The following is a 16778-nucleotide window of genomic DNA, read 5'->3' as shown; positions in this document are numbered from 1 at the left end:
GGGTAGAGGGCAAGCGGGCGGTCACGCGTGGCCGTCCTGGCCGTGCGCGCCGGACATCGCCGACAGCACGCGCAGCGCCGCGTCGAGGTCGGCCGAATTGAAATCGCCGGCGATGTCGCGAACATGCCGCTGCCACTGCTCGACCACGGCCTGATAGGCCGCTTCGCCACGCGGCGTCAGCGCATACAACGGCGAGCGCTTGTGCGCCGGGTTGGGCAACGACAACACCAGCCCTTCGTCGGTCAGCACGTTGATCTGTTTCAGGACGGCCTGCCGCGTGATACCCATCGCATCGGCGATCTGCGGGATGTTCGGCGCGTCCTGCGCCATCGAGATCGCGCCCAGCACCTGCCAGCGCGCGCTGGTCAAGCCGTGCGGCCCGGCGAAGGCGTTGCCCCATTCGATCAGCAGGCCGTTCAACCGGAATACGGACAGCGCGACGGCGGTCAACTTGTCGGATTTCGTCATATCCAGCCCGGATCGTAAATTGACAACCATTTTACGTAGTGGACAACTGGTTGTCAAATTTCCGAATGAGCGTCGACGAAGGGGCTGCTGTATTGCGGTGCGCAGAAGCACACGAACGTCCTCGAAACCTCGACCGGCCTTCGGGTCGAGCGGATCGTCAACGACAACTGACGGGAGCGCGTGCCTGCCCCGGTCCGGCGCATTTGCCGCGCACGCACGACAAACCCTTTCCGATCAACGGCTTGGTGCCGTTAATGGAAGGTTGTCCACAAGCTTGCCAACATAATCTGTGGACAAGCCGCCCGCCGCCGCGCGTCAGGCCGGCCGCGGGAAGCGCACCGTGACGGTCAGCCCGCGTGCGCCGCGCGTGGTCCCGAGCGCGACGGTCGCGCGATGTTGTTCGGCGATCCGCTTGACGATCGACAGCCCGAGCCCGCTGCCCGACGTGGCGGCTTGCGCGCCTTCGCCGCGATAGAAGCGTTCCCACACGTCCGTGCGTTCGGCTTCCGGGATGCCGGGGCCGTCGTCGGCGACTTCGAGTACGGGCGTCGCGCCGTCCATGCGCGCCGACACGTCGACGCGCGCACCTTCGCCCGCATAGCGGATCGCGTTGTCGACGAGATTGTTCAGCAGCACGCGCAGCGTGTCGGCATTGCCCGCCGTCAACACGGGCTCGTCGACGATCGCACCGAGATCGATCCGGTGCGCGTCGGCGACGCGCGCGCGGTCCGACACCACCGAGCGGCACAGCGCGGCGAGATCGAGCGGCGCCGACGCGGCGACGGCCGCCTGCGCATCGGGTTCGAGGCGTGCGAGCGTCAGCAACTGTTCGGCGAGGTGGCCGAGGCGCGTCGTGCCCGCATGGATTTGCGCGAGGATGTGCTCGCGTTCCTCGGCCGTCGCCGCGCGACGCAGCAATTGCGACTGGATCGACAGCCCCATGATCGGCGTGCGCAGCTCGTGCGCGGCGTCGGCGATGAAGTGCCGCTGCAACGTGAACGAGCGGTCGAGGCGGGCGAGCAGGTCGTTGATGGCCTCGGCGAGCGGGCGGACCTCGTTCGGCATCGATGCGACGTCGACCGGCTCGAGGTTGTTCGCATTCCTGCGTTTCAGGCCGGACGCGATTGCCCGCAACGGCCGCAGCCCCGCGCCGATGCCGAACCACAGGCCGAGCGCGAGCAGCGGCAGCATCGAGAACACGGGCCACAGCAGATGGACGGCGATGCCTGCGATCGCTTCCCAGCGCGCATGCCGCGCCTGCGCGAGCCGGATCGTCGTGCCGCCGCGCTCGGTCACATAGGTGCGCCACGGCTGGCCGCCGACGTCGACGCTCGCGATGCCTTGCTGCGCGGGCGGCGGCAACTTCGAGTCGCGGTCGGTCGAATACACGAGCGTGCCGTTGCGCCAGACCTGCAGCAGCACCGCATCGGGGTCGCTCGCTTCGAAACCATGCTTGCCTTTGGCCTGGTTGCTGAACGACAGCTCGCCGTTCGGGCCGACGACGATCTGTTTCGACATGCTGCGCATCTGGTCGTCGAGCAGGTCGTCGAGTTCGCGCAGCGCGCCCCAGTAGGTGCCGGCGCTCGCGACCAGGCCGATCACGCACGCGGCCGGCAGCAGCCACGTCAGCAGGCGGCGCCGCAGCGACGCGTTGCGCCAGCGCGCGACCGCGCGTTGCATGCGCGTCACGTGCCGTCACCGATCCGGTAGCCGACGCCGCGCACCGTGCGGATCATGTCGTGGCCGAGTTTCTTGCGCAGGTTGTGGATATGCACTTGCACCGCGTTGCTCTCGATTTCCTCGCCCCAGCTGTACAGCCGTTCCTCGAACTGTTCGCGCGAAATCACCGCGCCCGGTTCGCGCATCAGCTCGTGCAGCAGCACGAATTCCTTCGGCGACAGCGGCACTTCGTCGTCGTCGAGCCAGACGAGGTGCTTGACGGGATCGAGCCGCAGCGGGCCGATCGCGAGCGTCGTCTGCGCGCGGCCTGCATGGCGGCGGCTGACCGCGCGGATGCGGGCGAGCAGCTCGTCGAGCTCGAACGGCTTGACGAGATAGTCGTCCGCGCCGCTGTCGAGGCCCGCGATACGGTCGGGCACGCCGTCGCGCGCGGTGATGATGATCGCGGGCAGGTTTTCGTCGCGGCGGCGCAGCGCGGCGAGCACCGACAGGCCGTCGCGGTTCGGCAGCCCGAGATCGAGCAGCAGCAGCCCGTAGCCGGTCGCCCGCAGCGCGAGCGACGCGGCGTCGCCGTCCTTCACCCAGTCGACCGCGAAGCCTTCCTGTTTGAGGCCCTGTTCGAGCCCGCTGCCGATCAGCGGATCGTCCTCGACGAGCAGTACGCGCATGGATTCGTGTCTCTCCAACGGGGGCGCCCGGCGCCCGGGGTTCTCATGATAAGCGCACGCGTCTTAGGCCGAGCTTAAATGCGCGCGGTACGAGACCCGCTTTCGTACTCGTCCAATGGGGCGCCGTGTCGCTTCGGTATACCCTTCAGGTTTGCTTAATCTTACGGTCCGTAATCTGGCGCCGTCGCGTTCAACGGAGCGCGGCGCCACATCGAGGAAGAGGAACGAAATCATGAAACACCTGGCCAGAATCCTGGCGATTGCGCTCGTCGCGCTGCCCGCCGCCGTCTACGCGCAATACACGGGGCCGTCCGCGCTGACCCCGACGACCGTCAAGGAACTGCTCGCGAACGGCAAGGACGACCAGCACGTGCAGTTGCAGGGGCGCATCGTCAAGCACGTCGGCGGCGAGGATTACGAGTTCGCCGACGCCACCGGCACGATCCGCGTCGAGATCGACCACAAGCTGTGGGCGGCGGGCCAGCCGGTCAGCGACAAGAACGAGGTGAAGCTGACCGGCGAATTCGAGCGCAAATGGTCGGGCCGCGTGAAGGTCGACGCCGATCACGTCGAAGTGCTGCGCTGACCGGTGGGCGCGGGGCCGGTGATACCATGGACGACCGGTTCCCGTTCCCACCAAGATGGCCGCCAATTTCGACGAACTCGCGTCCCGGATCCGGGCGCAATTTTCCGAGCTGAGCCCGCAATTTCAGGCGGGCGCCGCCTTCCTGCTCGATCATCCCGACGAAGTCGCCACGTCGTCGATGCGCAAGGTTGCGCAGCGCGCGCAGGTGCAGCCTGCGTCGCTCGTGCGGCTCGCGCAGCAATTCGGCTTTCCCGGCTGGAACGAGCTGCGCGACCTGTGCGTCGCGCGCGTGCGCACGCGCCCCGAGCCGCTCACGCAGCGTGCGCGCTCGCTCGTGCGGCCCGACGCGAAGGCATCGCTTGCGCACGATCTGCTCGCCGCGCAGCAGCACAACCTGTCGGCGACCGCCGCGCAGAACGAGCACGCGCTCGCGGATGCGGCGAGGCTGATCCGCAAGGCATCGCACGTGCACGTGGCGGGGTTTCGTTCGTGCTATCCGGTTGCTTTCGGTTTCGTCTACGGCTACCGGCTGTTTCGTCCGACCGTGTCGCTGCTCAACGGCGTGGCCGGTTCGCTCGAAATGGAGTTGCGGACGATCGCGAAGCAGAGCGTGACGGTGATCGTCAGCTTCGCGCCGTATTCGGCCGAAGCGACGCGCGTCGCGCAGGCCGCGAAGGCCCAGGGCAGCCGGATCGTCGCGATCACCGACAGCGCGGTGTCGCCGATCGCGCTGCACGCGGACGCGCAACTGATCTTCACGCACGACAGCCCGTCGTTTTTTCCGTCGCTGGTGGCCGCGCACGCGATGGCCGAGGCGCTGGTCGCGCAGTTGCTGGCGCTCGAGGGCAGCGATGCGATCGCGGCGCTCGAGCGGACCGAAGCGGAGCTGCACGCGAAGGGCGCGTACGTCGTTTGACGGGCGCAGGACGTTCGGTTTCCGCCAACCTTCATTGACGACCCCACGCAACCGATGACGTTGACCTATGCAGTGACCGATGCGGGCGACCCAGAGGTGCGCAAGCAGGTCGTCGCGCCGCTTATCCGCTTCAACGAAAGCCAGGCCGGCCCGGTCGACTTCCGGCCGCTGGCCGTGATCGTGACCGACGAGGCCGGCGCGGTGGTCGGCGGCCTGTGGGGCGGCACGGCGTTCGGCTGGCTGCATGTCGACCTGCTCGTGGTGCCCGAGGCCGCGCGGGGCCAGGGTGTCGGCACGCGCATCATGGATCTGGCCGAACAAGAGGCCGTCGCGCGCGGCTGCCACAGCGCGTGGCTCGATACGTTCGACTTCCAGGCGCGGCCGTTCTACGAGAAGCGCGGCTATGTCCGCTTCGGCGAGCTGCCCGATTATCCGGTCGGACACACCCGCATCTTCCTGACGAAGAAACTCGCGGGCTGAGCGGCGTCGCGCCGCACGATTGACGCCGCCAGCGGCCGTCGCCTACGATACCGGGCAGCGATGCAGGTCGCTTCCGGGTCCGCGGAAAGGGTTCAACCCACCTGTCGCGGCAAATCCAGTCTTTCCCCCATCCTTTGTGCTGGCGGTATTGCGGACCTTCGGCCATCCATGCACGAGGATCCGCATGAAAAAGCTGCCTCCCGACGCCCATCCCGATCATCTGAAAAAGCAGGCCAAGGCATTGTTGCGCCTGTACCGGCAGGGCGACGTCGACGCCGTCGCGCGCTTCGTCCAGTCGCTGCCGGCGGCCGCGAATCGCACGCATGACGAAACGCTCGCGCTCGGGCTGCGCCTGCACGACGCGCAGTCCTGCATCGCGCGCGAGTACGGTTTTGCTTCGTGGGCCGATCTCGGCGTGTTCGTCGAAACGCATGCGCTCGCACGGCAACCGCGGCCGCAGCTGATTAGCCGCTGGCTCGACCTCGCGTACGGCGCCGACGTGACCGGCGGCTTCGACGCGGCTCGGCCGCGCGTCGCCGCGCAATTGCTGCTCGACCATCCCGATCTCGTGTCGGCGGACCCGGCCATCGCGTGCGCGGCGGGCGATCTCGACGCGGTAAAGGCGGCGCTGGCCGCCGATCCCGGCTGGATCGCGCGCGCCGGCGGTGCGCTGAAGTTGCCGCCGCTCGTCGCCGTCACGCATTCGCGGCTCGCGCAGCTTCCCGAATTCGCGGCCCGGCTGCGCGCATGCGCCCGTCATCTGCTCGATGCGGGCGCCGATCCGAACCAGCGGATCGGCAACCGGTATCCGCCGGCCTCGCTTGCGGAGCCCGACGAGTCGCAGCCGCTGTCGGCGCTGTATGGCGCCGCCGGCGTCAATCGCGATGCGGCGCTCACTGCGATGCTGCTGGAAGCCGGCGCCGATCCGAACGACGGCGAATCGCTGTATCACTCGGTGGAGAACCCGGCGTGCACGCGCCTGCTGCTCGAGCACGGCGCCCGGGTCGGCGGGACGAATGCGTTGCGGCGGGCGCTCGACGTGCCGGACGCGGCCGCGCTCGAGTGGCTGCTCGCGCATGGCGGCGACCCGAACGAGCCGGCCGGCGACGGGCCGACGAAGATGTGGGGCGCGCCGTTGTTGCGCGCGATCGCCGTGCGTTGCCCGGCGCGCCATGTCGCCGCGCTGCTGGCGGCCGGCGCCGATCCCCGTGCGCGGACCGCCGCGGGCGTCAGCGCGTACCGGCTCGCGATGCAGACCGGGTTGTCCGACATCGCGGCGTTGTTGCGCGCGGCCGGCGCGGAGGAGGCGCTCGACGCGCAAGACGCGTTCGTCGCGGCCTGCGCGCGCGCCGATGCCGATGACGCGTGGCGCATCCAGGCGCGCCATCGCGAACTGCCCGGTGCGCTGACCGACGACCGGCTGCGGCTGCTGCCGGACGCCGCCGCATGGGGTTCGCGCGATGCGGTGAAGGTGATGGTCGAACTCGGCTGGCCGATCGCCGTGCGCGGCGGCGACTGGGACGCGAGCGCGCTGAACCACGCGGTGTTCCGCGGCGATGCCGAACTGCTGGCGTTCCTGCTCGCGCACGGCGCCAACTGGCGCGACGTGCACGGGTTCGACAGCGATGCGCTCGGTACGTTGTCCTGGGCGTCCGTCAACGAGCCGGAGGGCGTCGGCGATCCCGACTGGGAAGCGTGCGCACGCGTGTTGCTCGCGCACGGCGTGCCGTCAGCGGTGCGCGATCCGTCGAATCCGGATGGCGTGCTGATCGACGGTCGCGCGATGCGGTTCTCCGAGACCGTCGCCGACGTGTTGCTCGGCGTCGATGTCGGGCTGCCCGCATCGACGTGAACCGACGCGGGCGGCCTGCGTGGCGGCTCGCATTCGGCACGGGCGGGTTTTTCCCGTTGCGCGACGACATTTCGGCGAACGCTGAAACGTCGCGTGCACGACCGGCGTAAGCTCACTCGTCCATACCGTCCCGGAGTTCGCGATGCCCCGTTCCGACCTGCAAGCCCGCCACGCCGAAGCTTTCCGGGCGTTGCACACGCGCCCCGGCGCGTTCATCATCCCGAATCCGTGGGACGCCGGCACCGCGCGCCTGCTCGCGATGGCCGGCTTCGAGGCGCTCGCCACGACGAGCGCCGGCTACGCGTTTTCGAAAGGGCAGCCCGACAACGCGATCGACCGCGACGCGATGCTCGATCACATCGCCGATCTCGTCGCCGCGGGCGGCCTGCCGGTGAGCGCCGATCTCGAGAACGGCTTCGGCGACGCGCCCGACACGGTGGCCGAAACGATCCGGCTGGCGGCCGAGGCGGGCGCGGTCGGCGGCTCGATCGAGGATGCGACCGGCCGCGCCGATACGCCGATCTATGCGCGAGACGCGTCGGTCGAGCGCATCGCGGCGGCCGTCGACGCGGCACGGGCGCTGCCGTTTCCGTTCACGCTGACCGCGCGCTGCGAAAACTACCTGCACGGTCGGCGCGACCTCGACGACACGATCGCGCGGCTCGTCGCCTATCGCGACGCCGGCGTCGACGTGCTGTATGCGCCCGGCATCACCGACGCCGACGAGATCGCAGCGGTGACCCGGGCGGTCGGCGCACCGGTCAATGTCGTCATGGGTCTGCAGGGCGGGCTGCTGAGCCTCGACGAGCTGGCGGCGCTCGGCGTGAAGCGCGTCAGCGTCGGCGGCGCGCTGGCGCGGGCCGCGCTCGGCGCATTCCTGCGTGCGGCGACGGAGATGCGGCGCGACGGCACGTTCACCTTTGCCCGGGCGGCCGTACCGGGGCGCGATATCAACCGCTGGTTTGCCGCGCCGGATAATTCGCCGATTTTGTTCGACGAATGAGCCCCAATAAAAGCTGGAGTCAGCTGGAATCGTTTCCGGCGAAACATTGATTGACAATAATCAACCGATTTCGCGTCCGAATTAATCGTCGATGACGGCGCGAAAATCATCGTCTATTCTCCGCATTCCGCCCGAACGGCCGCAGCCGGCGTGTAAGCCACGCCGGACTGACGCCCGGCAGGCCGTCATCCGCGACGATGCCGCGCATTGTTGCAGGTTTCCGTTCTGAGCATTTTCTTGCGCGGGAGTTGCCGGATGATTTTTTGATTGATAATCTGCGGCACGTTCCAATGGCCAGTCGGTGGGCCGCCGGGAATATCAACATATTCAATATATAAAAAGCTGAGAGAGCGATGACGATCCGAGAAAATCACCGCGTCAGGTTTCGCGTGGGCGATGTCGTGACGCTGAAAACGGGTGGCCCGCGCATGACCGTCACGTATGCCGGGCCGGTCGTGTTCGACGACGGCGACTGGTTGATCTGCCAGTGGTTCGACGAAAGCGGCGAGTTCCGCCAGGAAATGTTTCATCACGATACGGTGGTGCCCGAGCCGCGCGCGATTTCGGCCGGGCGGGTCCGGCTGCGCATGCAGTCGCACCGCTACCGGTCGGCGGCCTGACGCCGGCTTGCCGTTGCGACGCCGCGGCGCCGGGTGCCCGGCGTCCGTGCGACGACATTTCACACAATCCCGAAACATGCGGCGGCGCGCTGCGCCGATACTGAACGCATGAACCCGACCGATCCCATTGCCGCGGTCACGCACCGCGATCCCTATCCCTATTACGCAACGCTCGTCGACGGGCCGCCGCTCGCGTTCGACGCCACGCTCGGCCTGTGGGTCGCGAGCCGCGCGGCGGCCGTGACGGCCGTGCTCGGCCACCCGGCCTGCCGGGTGCGCCCGCTGGACGCGCCGGTGCCGCCCGCATTGCGCGGCACGACGGCCGGCGCATTGTTCGGCGAGCTGGTGCGCATGAACGATGGCGCGTCGCGACACGACGTGCCGAAGCAGGCGTTGCGCGCGGCATTCGCGCCGATCGACACGGATGCGCTGCGCGGTCGCGCCGAGGCGCTTGCGGCGCGGCGACTGCCGGCGCCCGGCGATGCCGACGCGCTGAATGCGTGGTGCATGACGGTGCCCGTGTGTGCGGTGGCGGATCTGCTCGGCTTCGACGAAACGCAGCTCGACGACATCGCGGCGCGGGTCGTCGAGTTCGTTGCCGCGCTGTCGCCGCTGTCGGATGCCGCGGCGCTGGCGCGCGCGAGCGACGCGGCGCGGCAACTCCTCGATCGGATGACGGAACGCGTCGCGCAGTCGCATGCGCACGACGGCACGCTGGTCGCTGCGGTGCAGCAGGCGGCCCGCGTGTCGGGCTGGCAGGCGAGCGGCGCGCAGGTCGCGAATCTCGTCGGGTTGCTGTCGCAGACGTGCGAGGCGAGCGCCGGATGGCTCGGCAATGCGCTCGTGGCATGGAATGGCGAAGCAGGCGCGATGCCGGACGCCGCCGCGCTCGACGCATTCGTCGCCGAGGTCGGGCGTTTCGATTCGCCGGTGCAGAACACGCGCCGCTTCGTCGCGGCACGCACGACAATCGAAGGCGTGAGCGTGGAGGCCGGCGATGCGATCCTCGTCGTGCTTGCCGCGGCGAACCGCGATCCGGCCGTGCATCGCGAGCCGCACCGGCTGATGCCTGGCCGCACGACGGGGCCGAATTTCGGCTTCGGCACGGGGCCGCACGGGTGTCCGGGCGAGCGGATCGCACGGGCGGTGACGGCGGGGGCGTTCGCGGCGCGGTTGCGCGGGGGCGGCTGGCCGCCGCGCGAGGCACTGAAGTGGGATTACCGCGCGTCGACCAACATCAGGATGCCGAAGTTCGACGCGATACGGTGAAGGGGAAAGGGGGACTTAACGGCAGCCTTGCTTTTCCGCCCATTGCTCCTGGGCGGCGACGCGGCGTTGCACGCGTTCGACGAGGCCGGTCGAAAAGGTGCGCATGCTGACGCCGCGGCGCTTCGCGAGGATCGTCTGCGCGACGTCGGTGCGCGGGTTCGGCTGGCACGCCCAGTACAGCGTCATCAGCCAGCCGATGCCCGTCCACGCGAACAGTGCGTTGAACAGTGCGATCGTCAGCTTGTCGTGCCGGCCGCGCCTGTCGGCAATGATCGCCGGCAGAAAATAGAGTGCGATCGCGACGACCGAGCCGGCCAGTTGAATCAGGACTGCGTCATGCATGGTGCTGCTCCGTCCGAACTGCAATGAGGCTGATTGTCGCGCTTTTTCCGTTTATGTGCTGGCAATTGATTGTTGCGCTTTTGGTGACGATCAGGCGGCTTCGGCACCTGCCGACTGCACTTCGTTGCTCAGCGCGAAACCTTCGTCGAGCCAGCCCGTCACGCCGCCGATCATCAGCTTGACCGGGCGGCCGAGGCGCGCGAGCCGGATCGCCGCACGCGCGGCGCCGTTGCAGTGCGGACCCGCGCAGTAGACGACGAAGAGCGTGCCGGCCGGGTAGCCGGCGAGCTTGCTTTCGATGATCTTGCGGCGCGGCAGGTTGCGCGCGCCGGGCACGTGGCCGGCGGCGAACTGGTCGGGACCGCGCACGTCGAGCAGCACGAAATCGGGTGTGCCGGATGCGATTGCGTCGTGCACGTCCCAGCAATCGGTTTCGAAGCGCAGCGATGCCTCGAAATGCGCGAGGGCGGCGAGGCTGTCGGCGGCGGGGACGTCGGTGACGTAGGACATGGTCAGGCTCTCCGGGTTGAACGGGCACGGAACGCGCCGCAATGGAGGGCAGTATCGCGGTTCGGCGCATTTGGCGGCAGTGGCGCGATCGACAAGTTCCGGTAACATCGCGCCATGCACAATCATCTCGTCGTCGCACTCGCCTACGATCGTCTCTGCACGTTCGAATTCGGCTGCGTGGTCGAACTGTTCGCGCTCGAGCGCCCCGAACTTGGCGTCGACTGGTATCGCTTCGCGGTATGCGCGAGCGAGCCGGGGCCCGTGCGGGCGGCGGGCGGCATTACCGTTGCCGCGCCGTACCGGCTCGCGACGCTCGATCGCGCGGATACCATCGTGATTCCCGGCTGGCGCGATCCGGACGAGCGGCCGCCGGAACCGTTGCTCAAGAAGCTGCGGACCGCGCACCGGCGCGGCGCACGGCTCTGCTCGATCTGTTCGGGCGTGTTCGTGCTGGCGGCGGCCGGCGTGCTCGACGGCCTCACCGTGACGACTCACTGGCGGTATGCGGAACGCCTGCAGGCGCGTTATCCGGCGCTGCGCGTGAATCCGGATGCGCTGTACGTCGACGCAGGGCAGATCGTCACGTCGGCCGGCTCGGCGGCGGGGCTCGACATGCTGCTGCATCTCGTGCGCCGCGATCATGGCGGCGCGATCGCGAACCGCGTCGCGCAGCGCCTCGTGCTGCCGCCGCATCGCGACGGCGGGCAGGCGCAGTTCGTGCCGCGTCCGGTCGCACCGGGCGGCACCGACCGGCTCGCGAAGCTGATCGACTGGATGCGCGCGCATGCGGCCGAGCCGCACACGCTCGCATCGCTCGCCGCGCAGGCCGCGATGAGCACGCGCACGTTGCAGCGTCAGTTCGCGGACGCGACGGGAATGTCGCCGCTCGCGTGGCTGATCCGCGAACGCGTGAACGTCGCGAAGGACATGCTCGAAGCGCAGCCCGCGTTGTCGCTTGCGCAGGTGGCGGCGCGCGCGGGATTCGGTTCCGAGGAGTCGCTGCGCCGGCATTTCCGGCGCGTCGCGGCGACGAGCCCGGCCGCGTATCGGCGCGGGATGGATCGCGGCGGCACGTAGCAGGCGCCGGGCGGGAGGGTTCGTGCGCGACGATGAAAAGAACAACCCGTGTGGCGACGGCCACTCATTCCGAACAAGGATGCCGATGACGATGCTGCCTTCCCGTTTGCCGTTGATCCAGGCCCCGATGGTCGGTTCGCTGAGCCCGCTCGCGATTGCCGTGTGCGAAGCCGGCGGGCTCGGTTCACTCGCGTGCGCGGCGCTCGGCCCGCAGCAGTTGCGCGACGAGATCGCGGCGATCCGCGCGCGCACGGCCGCGCCGTTCAACGTGAATTTCTTCTGTCATGCGCCGCCCGCGCCCGATGCCGAGGTCGACGCGCGGTGGCGCGCGGCGCTCGCCGGCTACTACGCGGAAGCCGGCTTGGACTCGGCCGACGTGAAGGGTGGCCCTGGCCGCGCGCCTTTCGACGATGCGATGTGCGCGGTCGTCGAGGACCTGCGGCCGGCCGTCGTCAGCTTCCATTTCGGACTGCCGGACGACGCGCTGCTCGACCGCGTGCGCCGCACGGGGGCGCGGGTGGTGTCGTCCGCGACGACCGTCGAGGAGGCGCGCTGGCTCGATGCACGCGGCGTCGACGCGATCGTTGCGCAGGGGGCGGAGGCCGGCGGCCATCGCGGGATGTTCCTGACCGACGATATCCACGCGCAACCGGGCCTGTTCGCGTTGCTGCCGCAGATCGTCGATGCAGTGCGCGCGCCGGTGATCGCGGCCGGTGCGATTGCCGACGGGCGCGGCATCGCGGCCGCGCTCGCGCTGGGCGCCCGCGCGGTGCAGATCGGCACCGGCTACCTGCTGACGCCGCAGGCTGGCCGTTCAGCACAGCATCGCGCGGCCGTGCGCGCCGCCCGCGACGACGGCACGCGCATGACCAACCTGTACACGGGCCGCCCCGCACGCGGGCTGCAGACGCGCTTCATGCGCGAACAGGGGCCGATGAGTGCGCTCGCGCCCGCGTTTCCGCTCGCGACGGCCGCGGTCGATCCGCTGCGCGGCGCGTTCGAGCGGCAGGGCCGCGACGATTTTTCGCTGCTGTGGTCGGGCGAGGCCGCGGCGCTGGCGCGCGAAGAGGATGCCGGTGAACTGACGCGGCGCCTGTGGCGCGACGCCCTCGCATGCGCGGCCGGGCTGCGCGACGCGTTTCCGAAGGCGGTCTGAACGGCGGGGAAGGGGGCGCCGGCGCGGGGGCATCGGCGTATCATCGGGTTTTTCGTCAGCCCGATCCAGGCACCCCCACCATGACTTCCGTCGACACTACCCCCGTCCTCGACCATGACAAGCTCGTGACCTTCGTCGAGCGCAAGTGGAACGATGAAATCCTCCATGCCCTGACCGACTACATCGCGATTCCCGCGAAGAGCCCCGCATTCGACCCCGACTGGGCGAAGCGCGGCTATCTCGAGCGCGTGGTGACCGATGCCGCGCAATGGGCCGAACGCCAGCCGGTGAAAGGCCTGAAGCTCGAAATCGTGCGCCTGCCGGGCCGCACGCCGGTGATTTTCTTCGAGACGCCCGCGACGCGTTCGGGCAGCACCGACACGATCCTGCTGTACGGCCACCTCGACAAGCAGCCCGAATTCGACGGCTGGCGCGCGGACCTCGGCCCGTGGACGCCGAAGTTCGAGAACGGCAAGCTGTACGGCCGCGGCGGCGCGGACGACGGCTATGCGATCTACGCGAGCCTCGCGGCGCTCGGCGCGCTCGACGAGCAGGGCATCGAGCGGCCGCGCTGCGTCGGCCTGATCGAGACCTGCGAAGAGTCGGGCAGCTACGACCTGCTGCCGTACGTCGACGCATTGCGCGACCGGCTCGGCCAGGTGTCGCTCGTCGTCTGCCTCGATTCGGGCGCCGGCAACTACGACCAGATGTGGCTCACCACGTCGCTGCGCGGCCTCGTGTCCGGCGACCTGCAGGTCGAGGTGCTGGAAGAAGGCATCCACTCGGGCGTCTACGGCGGCATCGCGCCGTCGAGCTTCCGCGTGATGCGCCAGTTGTTCGAACGCCTCGAAGACGCGAAGAACGGCAATCTGCTGCCCGGCGCGTTCCATTGCGAGATTCCGTCGAGCCGCGTGCGCGAGGCCGAGGCCGCCGCCGCGATTCTCGGCGACATGGTGTGGAAGGGGCTGCCGTGGGCGTGCGGCGCGGACGGCAAACCCGTGCTGCCGACCACGACCGATCCACGCGAGGCGCTGCTGAATTCGACGTGGCGCCCGTCGCTGTCGGTGACCGGGGCGGCCGGCATGCCGGCGCTCGCCGATGCGGGCAACGTGCTGCGTCCGCGTACCGCGTTCAAGCTGTCACTGCGCCTGCCGCCGCTCGTCGACGCCGCGCAGGCCGTGCAGCAGCTGAAGGCATTGCTCGAACTCGATCCGCCGTACAACGCGAAGGTCACGTTCAAGCCGGACGCGGGCGCCGCGACCGGCTGGGCGGCGCCGGATCTCGCGCCGTGGCTCGCGTCGTCGCTCGACGCCGCGTCGCGCCGCCACTTCGGCGCCGACTGCGCATATATGGGCCTGGGCGGCACGATCCCGCTGATGAACGTGCTGCAGGAGGGCTTCCCCGCAGCGCAATTCATGGTGTGCGGCGTGCTCGGGCCGAAATCGAACGCGCACGGCCCGAACGAGTTCCTGCACGTGCCGTACGCGAAGAAGCTCACCGCGGCGGTGGCCGACGTGATCGCGACCGCGCGCTGATCGTCGCAACGTCCGACGTGCCGATTGCCCGACCCGAACCGACTTGATGGAGTGTTGCCGATGACCGCACTGCCGACGCCCGATGCCGAACCGCCGCGCATGCGCGCTGAACCGCTGCATGCATTCGTCGCGGCACTCTGGGAACGGGCCGGCAGCAACCTGCGCGAGGCGACGCTCGTCGCCGATCACCTGGTCGGCGCGAATCTCGCGGGCCACGATTCGCACGGGATCGGGATGATCCCGAACTACGTCGCGTCGTGGCGGGAAGGGCAGTTGCAACTGAACGGGCACGCGTCGATCGTCCGCGACGGCGGCGCGGTGCTGACGATCGACGGCGGCCGCGGCTTCGGCCAGGTGATCGCGTTCGAGGCGATGGTCGAAGGGATCGAGCGCGCGCGGCGCATGGGCATCTGCGCGATCGGGCTGCGCGACGTTCATCACCTCGGCCGCATCGGGCACTGGGCCGAGCAGTGCGCGCGCTCGGGGCTCGTGTCGTTCCATTTCGTCAACGTGCCGGGCGACCTGCTGGTCGCGCCGCTGCACGGCACCGATCCGCGTTTCGGCACGAACCCGTTCTGCGCCGCGTATCCGCGGGCGGGCAAGGCGCCGCTGTTGCTCGATTTCGCGACGAGCGCGATCGCGTACGGCAAGACGCGTGTCGCCTACAACCAGGGCAAGCGCGTGCCGGCCGGCGCGCTGATCGACCATCGCGGCCAGCCGACCGACGATCCGGCCGTGATGCACGAGCAGCCGTTCGGCGCGCTGCTCCCGTTCGGGCTGCACAAGGGGTATGCGCTCGCGGCGATGTGCGAGATCTTCGGCGGCGCGCTCGTGGGCGGGCATACGACGTACGACGATACGCTGCAGAAGACGAGCGCGATCGTCAACGGGATGCTGTCGGTGCTGATCGATCCGAAAGCGTTCGACGCGGCCGATGCCGAACGCGAAGCCGATGCATTCGTCGCTTGGGCGAAGGCGTCGCCGCGGGCCGGCGATGCGCCGGTGCAGGTGCCCGGCGAGCCGGAAGAGGCGAGCCGCGCGGTACGCGGCACGGCCGGCATTCCGGTCGACCGCGCGACGTGGCGGCAGATCCGCGAGAGCGCGGCGGCCGTCGGTTTCGACGCGGCCGAGCTCGATGCGTGGACGCAGCGCTGCGAGGCATCCGCATGAGCTGGCAGGCGGAGAAGGCGCACGGCGAGGAAATCGCGTATCAGCTTGCGCCGCTCGGGACAGTCGCCGTCGCACGGTTCTTCAGCGGTGCGGCCTTGCGGCTCGACGGCGTGATGTTCGGTTTCATGTCGCGCGGATCGCTGTTCCTGCGCGTCGACGATGTGAACCGCCCGGCGTTCGTCGCGGCGGGGATGGGGCCGTTCTCGTATGCGCGGCCCACGCGCACCGTCGCGCTCGAGGGTTATTACGAAACGCCGGCCGACGTGCTCGAGGATGCGGGCGCGCTGTTCGACTGGTGCCGCAGCGCGTATCGCGCGGCGCTGCTGGCCGGGCCGCCGAAGCGCAAGGCGAGGGTGGCGTCGAAGACGGTATCCGGGGCTGGGCCGAAGGCCGCCCCGAAGGCCGCCCCGAAAGCAACGCCGAAAGCAACGCCGAAAGCTGCAGCGAAGCTTGCATCGAAGCCGGAGCCGAAAAAGGTGTCCAGACCAGCGGCGAAATCCGCATCGAAGCCGGCGTCGGCGCAGAAAGCGAAACCGGCCTCGAAATCATCACGTGCACCGGCGCCGAAGCCCGCGACGAAGCGCAAGCAGACGTAGTACCGACCGCGCGGCGCGACAGCCTCGCGATTTTTCGCTTTCCTTTCTTTCAGGCATGCCGGCACGAACCGGCCCACGAATGCATCGAGCTTGACGCGCCGCACATCGGGCGTGCTTCACAACGGCGGCCCCGGCGTTTATGATCGGCGCGGGTTGCGCCCGTGCCTGGCGCGACCCGCGCCGGCCTTGCCGCCGGCCCCGCGAACGGTGCACGGACGCCGCGCGGAATGCTTCCCCACTCATCATTCCAGATGGAGACAGCCGATGCTCGTCCTGATTCTCGGTTTAGCGATCTTCCTCGGTGTGCATTCGATCCGGATCGTCGCCGACGGCTGGCGGTCCGCGACGATCGAGCGGATCGGCGAGAAGGGCTGGAAGGGCGGTTACGCGATCGCGTCGATCGTCGGCTTCGTGCTGATCGTCTGGGGGTACGGGATCGCCCGCGCGGGCGCGACGTTGCTGTGGGTGTCGCCGGTCGGCGTGCGCCACCTGACGGGCATGCTGACCGCGGTCGCGTTCGTGCTGATCGCCGCGTCGTACGTGCCGCGCAACCGGATCAAGACGCTCGTCGGGCATCCGATGCTGGCAGGCGTGATGGTCTGGGCGGTGGCGCACCTGCTCGTGAACGGCACCGTGCACGCGGTCGTGCTGTTCGGCGCGTTCTTCGTGTGGTCGATCGTCGATTTTGTCGTGTCGCGTGCACGGGACCGCCGCGACGGTGTCCGCTATCCGGCCGGCGGCCTGGCCGGCGACGTCGCGGCCGTTATCGCCGGACTCGTCGCCTGGGCCGTGTTCGCGCTGTTCCTGCACGGCCCGCTGATCGGCGTGCGGCCGTTCGGCTGAACGGAAC

At 69.3% G+C, this 16778-nt stretch carries 18 protein-coding genes; 13 read left to right on the top strand and 5 right to left on the bottom strand.

What is annotated here, in order from left to right:
* Positions 1-21: 21 nt before the first annotated feature.
* The 3 genes from C4B30_RS04650 to C4B30_RS04640 form a co-directional block, all read right to left on the bottom strand.
* A complete protein-coding gene (locus tag C4B30_RS04650; RefSeq protein ID WP_105131889.1) occupies positions 22-468 on the bottom strand; it encodes a MarR family winged helix-turn-helix transcriptional regulator in 447 nt (148 codons plus the stop codon).
* 315 nt (positions 469-783) lie between these two features.
* Positions 784-2148, bottom strand: a complete 1365-nt coding sequence (locus C4B30_RS04645) for an ATP-binding protein (RefSeq protein ID WP_442778444.1) — start codon at positions 2146-2148, stop codon at positions 784-786.
* Between the two features lie 5 nt (positions 2149-2153).
* Positions 2154-2816, bottom strand: a complete 663-nt coding sequence (locus C4B30_RS04640) for a response regulator (protein ID WP_027781177.1) — start codon at positions 2814-2816, stop codon at positions 2154-2156.
* A gap of 232 nt (positions 2817-3048) precedes the next feature.
* Between C4B30_RS04640 and C4B30_RS04635 the strand changes: the two genes are divergently transcribed.
* The 7 genes from C4B30_RS04635 (at position 3049) to C4B30_RS04600 (ending at position 9542) form a co-directional block, all read left to right on the top strand.
* Entirely contained in the window at positions 3049-3402 is a 354-nt protein-coding gene (locus tag C4B30_RS04635; protein ID WP_027781176.1) for a NirD/YgiW/YdeI family stress tolerance protein, read from the top strand.
* Positions 3403-3457: 55 nt separating this feature from the next.
* Positions 3458-4318: a MurR/RpiR family transcriptional regulator gene (locus tag C4B30_RS04630; protein ID WP_027781175.1), complete on the top strand. Its 861-nt coding sequence runs from the start codon at positions 3458-3460 to the stop codon at positions 4316-4318.
* A 54-nt stretch (positions 4319-4372) separates the two neighbouring features.
* Positions 4373-4798, top strand: coding sequence for a GNAT family N-acetyltransferase (locus C4B30_RS04625; protein ID WP_105131887.1), 426 nt, complete (start codon positions 4373-4375; stop codon positions 4796-4798).
* Positions 4799-4982: 184 nt separating this feature from the next.
* Positions 4983-6650: an ankyrin repeat domain-containing protein gene (locus C4B30_RS04620; RefSeq protein WP_105131886.1), complete on the top strand. Its 1668-nt coding sequence runs from the start codon at positions 4983-4985 to the stop codon at positions 6648-6650.
* A gap of 142 nt (positions 6651-6792) precedes the next feature.
* The gene (locus C4B30_RS04615; RefSeq protein WP_105131885.1) at positions 6793-7653 is read left to right on the top strand and encodes an isocitrate lyase/PEP mutase family protein; all 861 of its coding nucleotides are present in this window, start codon (positions 6793-6795) and stop codon (positions 7651-7653) included.
* 353 nt (positions 7654-8006) lie between these two features.
* Positions 8007-8273 carry a YodC family protein gene (locus C4B30_RS04605; RefSeq protein ID WP_089502114.1) on the top strand — a complete coding sequence of 89 codons (267 nt, stop codon included), beginning with the start codon at positions 8007-8009 and terminating at the stop codon, positions 8271-8273.
* A gap of 108 nt (positions 8274-8381) precedes the next feature.
* Entirely contained in the window at positions 8382-9542 is a 1161-nt protein-coding gene (locus C4B30_RS04600) for a cytochrome P450 (RefSeq protein ID WP_105131883.1), read from the top strand.
* A gap of 15 nt (positions 9543-9557) precedes the next feature.
* Here the strand turns inward: C4B30_RS04600 and C4B30_RS04595 are convergent, their stop codons facing one another.
* Positions 9558-9884, bottom strand: a complete 327-nt coding sequence (locus C4B30_RS04595) for a superinfection immunity protein (RefSeq protein WP_027781170.1) — start codon at positions 9882-9884, stop codon at positions 9558-9560.
* Between the two features lie 90 nt (positions 9885-9974).
* Positions 9975-10394 (bottom strand): rhodanese-like domain-containing protein, encoded by a 420-nt coding sequence (locus C4B30_RS04590; RefSeq protein ID WP_027781169.1) that lies wholly within the window; start codon positions 10392-10394, stop codon positions 9975-9977.
* Between the two features lie 114 nt (positions 10395-10508).
* Here C4B30_RS04590 and ftrA point away from each other — a divergent pair, with 114 nt between their 5' ends.
* From ftrA to C4B30_RS04560, 6 genes are all read left to right on the top strand, one after another.
* Complete coding sequence (gene ftrA, locus C4B30_RS04585) at positions 10509-11471, top strand: transcriptional regulator FtrA (protein WP_105131882.1); 963 nt, start codon at positions 10509-10511, stop codon at positions 11469-11471.
* A gap of 85 nt (positions 11472-11556) precedes the next feature.
* Positions 11557-12627, top strand: a complete 1071-nt coding sequence (locus C4B30_RS04580; RefSeq protein ID WP_105131941.1) for an NAD(P)H-dependent flavin oxidoreductase — start codon at positions 11557-11559, stop codon at positions 12625-12627.
* Between the two features lie 80 nt (positions 12628-12707).
* Positions 12708-14162 (top strand): M20 family metallopeptidase, encoded by a 1455-nt coding sequence (locus tag C4B30_RS04575; RefSeq protein WP_105131881.1) that lies wholly within the window; start codon positions 12708-12710, stop codon positions 14160-14162.
* A 60-nt stretch (positions 14163-14222) separates the two neighbouring features.
* Complete coding sequence (locus C4B30_RS04570; RefSeq protein WP_105131880.1) at positions 14223-15332, top strand: malate/lactate/ureidoglycolate dehydrogenase; 1110 nt, start codon at positions 14223-14225, stop codon at positions 15330-15332.
* The gene (locus C4B30_RS04565; RefSeq protein ID WP_105131940.1) at positions 15329-15928 is read left to right on the top strand and encodes a TfoX/Sxy family protein; all 600 of its coding nucleotides are present in this window, start codon (positions 15329-15331) and stop codon (positions 15926-15928) included. Before C4B30_RS04570 ends, C4B30_RS04565 begins: the two co-directional genes overlap by 4 nt.
* A 264-nt stretch (positions 15929-16192) precedes the next feature.
* Positions 16193-16771: an NnrU family protein gene (locus C4B30_RS04560; protein WP_105131879.1), complete on the top strand. Its 579-nt coding sequence runs from the start codon at positions 16193-16195 to the stop codon at positions 16769-16771.
* Positions 16772-16778: the final 7 nt, after the last annotated feature.

Source organism: Burkholderia sp. BE12, from assembly GCF_002959955.1.
Classification (GTDB): Bacteria; Pseudomonadota; Gammaproteobacteria; order Burkholderiales; family Burkholderiaceae; genus Burkholderia.
Note: the sequence above shows the minus strand (reverse complement) of the source record. Positions and strands in the feature narration are given on the sequence as shown.